5 protein-coding genes are annotated in these 5,746 nt (G+C 69.5%); all 5 read left to right on the forward strand.

Annotated features, from left to right (window positions below; all coding sequences use genetic code 11):
• The coding region (locus AC1DO7_RS38715; RefSeq protein WP_477117381.1) for an ATP-binding cassette domain-containing protein at positions 1–697 on the forward strand (697 nt) is incomplete at its 5' end.
• Positions 698–831: 134 nt separating this feature from the next.
• Positions 832–1,869: an ABC transporter permease subunit gene (locus AC1DO7_RS38720; protein ID WP_441622497.1), complete on the forward strand. Its 1,038-nt coding sequence runs from the start codon at positions 832–834 to the stop codon at positions 1,867–1,869.
• 35 nt (positions 1,870–1,904) lie between these two features.
• On the forward strand, positions 1,905–2,903 hold the full coding sequence (locus tag AC1DO7_RS38725; protein WP_441622499.1) for an ABC transporter substrate-binding protein: 999 nt from the start codon (positions 1,905–1,907) through the stop codon (positions 2,901–2,903).
• Between the two features lie 92 nt (positions 2,904–2,995).
• Positions 2,996–4,486, forward strand: coding sequence for a glucose-6-phosphate dehydrogenase (gene zwf, locus AC1DO7_RS38730; RefSeq protein WP_441622512.1), 1,491 nt, complete (start codon positions 2,996–2,998; stop codon positions 4,484–4,486).
• A gap of 65 nt (positions 4,487–4,551) precedes the next feature.
• Positions 4,552–5,746, forward strand: a 1,195-nt coding sequence (gene pgi, locus AC1DO7_RS38735) for a glucose-6-phosphate isomerase (protein ID WP_477117382.1), incomplete at its 3' end; no start/stop codon positions are given.

Genomic DNA, 5,746 nt, shown 5'->3' on the forward strand with positions numbered 1-5,746 from the left:
CGATGCGCGCGTGCGCGGCGAGGTGCGCGTGGCCGGACCGGCCGGGCTGGTGCCGCTGCCGACGGGCGGCCCGCGCGCCGCCATCGACGCCGGCATCGCCTACCTGACCGAAGACCGCAAGCTGCAGGGCCTGTTCCTGGACCAGAGCGTGCACGAGAACATCAACCTGATGGTGGCCACGCGCGACGCGCTCGGCCTGGGCCGGCTGAACCGGCCTGCCGCGCGCCGCCGCACCAGCGCCGCCATCGACATGCTGGGCATCCGCGTGGCGCACGCGCAGGTCAACGTGGGCGCGCTGTCGGGCGGCAACCAGCAGAAGGTGATGCTGTCGCGGCTGCTGGAGATGATGCCGCGCGTGCTGATCCTCGACGAGCCCACGCGCGGCGTGGACATCGGGGCCAAGTCGGAGATCTACCGCCTGATCAACGCGCTGGCCGAGAGCGGCGTGGCCATCCTGCTGATCTCCAGCGAGCTGCCCGAAGTGGTCGGCCTGTGCGACCGGGTGCTGGTGATGCGCGAGGGCGCGCTGGCCGGCGAAGTGCTGCCCGGTGCCAGCGCGGCCGAGACGCAGGAACGCATCATCAGCCTGGCCACCGGGGCCGCGCAGGAGGCGGAACAAGCGATGTTCCCGCGCGACGGCGGCCCGGGCGGCACGGGCGGCACGTTCGCCCAGGCCGGCGGCCATCCATTGCATTGAGCGCGGCACGCCAGCCGCCCCCGATCCGCATGGTCCGGCACAGTCCGGCACGGTTCGGCACAGAGATACGCAGCGACACACAGTGACAACGACGCCGGCCCGCGCTTACGCGGCGGCCGGCGCAGGAGACAGCCATGCATGAATCGATCCGCCATCCCGCCCGCTCGGCCAACGCCGCGCCGGTCCTGGCCACCACGCAAGCCGGCCAGCGCGCCGCGCACGGTCGCGCCACCACGCAGGAGCGCCTGCGCGCGCTCGGCATGCTGCCCGTGCTGGTGCTGCTGTGCCTGGGCTTCTCGCTGCTGGCGGACAACTTCGCCAGCCTGCAGAACCTGTCCATCGTGGCCCAGCAGGCGTCCATCAACATGGTGCTGGCCGCGGGCATGACCTTCGTGATCCTGACCGGCGGCATCGACCTGTCGGTGGGCTCCATCCTTTCCATCTCGGCGGTGGTGGCCATGCTGGTATCGCTGGTGCCGCAGCTCGGCGCGCTGGGCGTGCCGGCGGCGCTGGCCTGCGGGTTGCTGTTCGGTCTCGTCAACGGCGTGCTGGTGGCCTTCATGAAGCTGCCGCCGTTCATCGTCACGCTGGGCACGCTGACGGCGGTGCGCGGCCTGGCCCGGCTGGTGGGCCAGGACGGCACGATCTACAACCCTGACATCGGCTTTGCCTTTATCGGCAACGGCGAGGTGCTGGGCGTGCCCTGGCTGGTGGTGATCGCAGCCGCCGTGGTGGCGGTGTCGTGGTTCGTGCTGCGCCGGACCGTGCTCGGCCTGCAGATCTACGCGGTGGGCGGCAATGCCGAGGCGGCGCGGCTGTCGGGCATCAAGGTGTGGGTGGTGCTGCTGTTCGTGTATGCCGTATCGGGTCTGCTGTCCGGCCTGGGCGGCGTGATGTCGGCCTCGCGGCTGTACGCGGCCAACGGGCTGCAGCTGGGCCAGTCCTACGAGCTGGATGCGATTGCCGCGGTGATCCTGGGCGGCACCAGCTTCGTCGGCGGCACGGGCTCCATCGCCGGCACGCTGATTGGCGCGCTGATCATCGCGGTGCTGTCCAACGGGCTGGTGCTGCTGGGCGTGTCTGACATCTGGCAATACATCATCAAGGGCCTGGTGATCATCGGCGCGGTGGCGCTGGACCGCTACCGCCGCAAGGATTCGGCGCGCACGTGAGCGGCATGCGCAACCACGGCGACAGGAGACTCGACATGTCCAGATCATCTTTCACGGCGCTGGCGCTGACCGCCCTGGCGTCCCTGGCGGCACTGTGCCAGCCCGGCGACGCCGGCGCGCAGGACGCATCGGCGGCTACCGCCACCGTCGTCGCACCCGGGCCCGCACGACAACTGAAGAAAGTGGGCGTCACGCTAGGCTCGCTCGGCAACCCGTACTTCGTCGCGCTCGGGCGCGGCGCCGAGGCCGCCGCCAGGCAGGTGAACCCCGCCGCCAAGGTCACCGTGCTGTCGGCCGACTACGACCTCAACAAGCAGTTCTCGCATATCGACAGCTTCATCGTCTCCAAGGTGGACCTGATCCTGATCAACGCGGCCGACGCCCGCGCCATCGAGCCAGCGGTGAAGAAGGCGCGCCGTGCCGGGATCGTGGTGGTGGCGGTGGACGTGGCTGCCGCCGGCGCCGACGCCACCGTGCAGACCGACAACATCCAGGCCGGCGCGCTGGCCTGCGGCTTCCTGGCCGACAGGCTCAACGGGCAAGGCAACCTGATCATCCAGAACGGTCCGGCGGTGTCGGCGGTGCTGGACCGCGTCAAGGGCTGCAAGACGGTGCTTGGCAAGCATCCCGGCATCCACATCCTGTCCGATGACCAGGATGCCAAGGGCTCGCGCGAGGGCGGCCTCAACGTGATGCAGCTATACCTGACGCGCTTTCCCAAGGTGGACGCGGTGTTCACCATCAACGACCCGCAGGCCGTGGGCGCCGACCTGGCCGCGCGCCAGCTGAACCGGCGCGGCATCGCGATCGCCTCGGTGGACGGCGCGCCGGACATCGAGGCCGCGCTGAAGGCCGACACCTTGGTGCAGGCCTCGGCCAGCCAGGACCCGTGGGCCATCGCGCGGACCGCGGTGGAGATCGGCGTGGGGCTGATGAATGGCCATGCGCCCGCCAGCGCCACCGTGCTGCTGGCGCCCGCGCTGGTCACGCGGGCCAACGTCAACGACTATAAAGGATGGGCGGCCCCGCGCTGAACGGCGCCGGCGCCATATCCGACCGAACCGACATCGACGCATATCAACCCATATCAACCCATATCAACCCATATCAACCAACTGGTGACATGATGCCAAGCAAAGCCGTAGCCCCGGTGCCCGAGTTTGATTTTGTCCTCTTCGGCGGCACCGGCGATCTCGCCACGCGCAAGCTGCTGCCGGCGCTGTTCGATGCCCACCGCGTGGGATCGCTGCACCCGCGCGGGCGCATCCTTGCGCTGGGCAGCCAGCCGCTCGGCCTGGATGCCTACCTGGCGATGCTGGAAGCCAAGGTGCGTCCCGGCTTGCCCGCCGCCGCGGCGGCTGAAGCGTGGCAGCCTTTCGTGGAGCGCATCGTCTATCTGCAGGTGGACGCCAATGCCCCGGAGGGCTTCGATGCGCTGGCCGAGGTGGTGCGCAGCCGGGCCGCGCCGGTGGTGGTGTTCTACCTGGCGACCGGGCCGCACCTGTTCGTGCCGATCTGCGACCAGCTGGCGCGCACCGGGTTGAACCACGCTGGCGTGCGCATCGTGCTGGAGAAGCCGCTGGGCCACGACCTGGCCTCGTCCGACGCCATCAATACCGCGGTGTCGCGGCATTTCGCCGAGGACCAGATCTATCGCATCGACCATTACCTGGGCAAGGAGTCGGTGCAGAACCTGATGGCGATGCGCTTTGCCAATGCGCTGTTCGAGCCGCTGTGGCGGCGCGAATGGGTGCGCGACGTGCAGATCACCATTGCCGAGGAGATCGGCGTGGACAAGCGCGGTGCCTTCTATGACGGCATCGGTGCGCTGCGCGACATGGTGCAGAACCACCTGCTGCAACTGCTGTGCATGGTGGCCATGGAGCCGCCTTCGAGCCTGTCGGAAGATGCCATCCGCGACGAGAAGCTGAAGATCCTCAAGGCGCTCAAGCCCATCGCGCTCGACGAGGTGGCAGAGAAAGTGGTGCGCGGCCAGTATTGCCGCGGCGCCGCCAGCGGCGACGCGGTGACCGGCTACGTCAACGAGTCCGCCATCCCGTCCGACAGCCAGACCGAGACCTTCGTCGCCATCAAGGCCGAGATCGCCAACTGGCGCTGGGCCGGCGTGCCGTTCTACCTGCGCACGGGCAAGCGCATGCAGGAGCGCCTGGCGGAGATCGTCGTGCAGTTCCGCGACGTGCCCTATTCGCTGTTCCCGCGTTCGCTCGACCATGAGCCAGGCAACCGCCTGGTCATCACCCTGCAGCCCGAGGAGAGCATCCGCCTGGACTTCATGGTCAAGGCGCCGGGCGACACGCAGGCGCTGCAACCCGCCACGCTGGACCTGCAGCGCATGCTGCCGCGCTGGCAGGGCAACCGCAACGATCGCAAGATGGGCGCCTACGAGCGCCTGCTGCTCGACGTGATCCGCGGTCGCCTGGGGCTGTTCGTGCGGCGCGACGAGCAGGCCCAGGCCTGGCGCTGGGTCGCGCCCATCCAGCAGGCCTGGCACCTGAACAATACGTCGCCCAAGCTGTACACCGCCGGCACCTGGGGCCCGGCCTCGTCCAGCGCGCTGCTGTCGCGCGATGGCGCAGTGTGGCACGAGGAACTGTGAGTCGTGCGCGGCGTGCCTTGCATGGCCCGCCGCGGTTTTTCCCCAAGCATCGAGGAGCATTGAAGATGTCCCAATCCCTGCCCAGCTGGCACCGCCTGCAGATCCACGCGCAGACCATCCGCCAGGCGCGCCTGCGCGACTGGTTCGAAGGCCGCGCGGGCGAGGCGCGCGGCGCCAGCTTCGTGGTGGAAGCTGCCGGCCTGACGCTGGACTACGCCAAGAACCGCGTCGACGACACCACCCTGAACCTGCTGTTCGCGCTGGCCAGCGAGGCCGGGGTGGCAGAGCGGCGCGACGCCATGTTCCGCGGTGAGCCGGTCAACGTCACCGAACGTCGCGCCGCGCTGCACGTGGCGCTGCGCGCGCGACCCGAAGACGACTTCCAGGCCCAGGGTGTGCCGGTGGCCGGCGAGGTGGCGGCGGTACTCGCGCAGATGGAACGCTTCACCGAGGCCGTGCGCGGTGGCGAGTGGCGCGGCTGGGATGGCCGCGTGATCACCGACGTGGTCAATATCGGCATCGGCGGCTCGGACCTGGGCCCGCGCATGGTGTGCCGCGCGCTGGCCCATCTCGATGACGCCGGCCCGCGCATGCACTTCGTCGCCAACGTGGACGGCAGCGACCTGGCGCGCGTGCTGGCGCGGCTGGACGTGGCCGGCACGCTGGTGGTGGTCTGCTCGAAGACCTTCACCACGCTGGAAACCATGGTCAACGCCAACACCGCGCGCGACTGGTTCCTGCGCCAGGGCGTGCCGCGGGACAAGCTGGCGCGGCATTTCGTGGCCGTTTCCACCAATCGCGATGCGGTGGCGGCGTTCGGCATCGACCCCGTCAATATGTTCCCGTTCTGGGACTGGGTGGGCGGGCGCTTCTCGCTGTGGTCGGCGGTGGGCCTGTCGATCGCGCTGGCGGTGGGCTTTGCGCGCTTTCGCCAGTTGCTGGACGGTGCGCGCGCCATGGACCGGCACTTCGCCGATACCGAGCCGCGCGCCAATATGCCGCTGATCCTGGGCCTGCTCGACGTCTGGTACCGCAGCTTCCTCGGCACCGCCAGCCGCTGCGTGGCGCCGTATTGCGAGCCGCTGGAGCTGCTGCCGGCCTTCCTGCAGCAGCTGGAAATGGAGAGTAACGGCAAGTCGGTGCAGCTGGACGGCAGCGTGGCAGAGCGCGGCACCGCGCCCGTGGTGTGGGGCACCACCGGCACCAACGGCCAGCACGCCTATTTCCAGATGGTGCACCAGGGCTCGCACTGGATGCCGG

The organism is Cupriavidus sp. 05N40 (genome assembly GCF_056397305.1).

Coding starts and splice junctions, on each gene's coding strand:
- AC1DO7_RS38725 (WP_441622499.1), top strand. CDS start 1,905: ATGTCCAGATCATCTTTCACGGCGCTGGCGCTGACCGCCCTGGCGTCC.
- zwf (WP_441622512.1), top strand. CDS start 2,996: ATGCCAAGCAAAGCCGTAGCCCCGGTGCCCGAGTTTGATTTTGTCCTC.
- AC1DO7_RS38720 (WP_441622497.1), top strand. CDS start 832: ATGCATGAATCGATCCGCCATCCCGCCCGCTCGGCCAACGCCGCGCCG.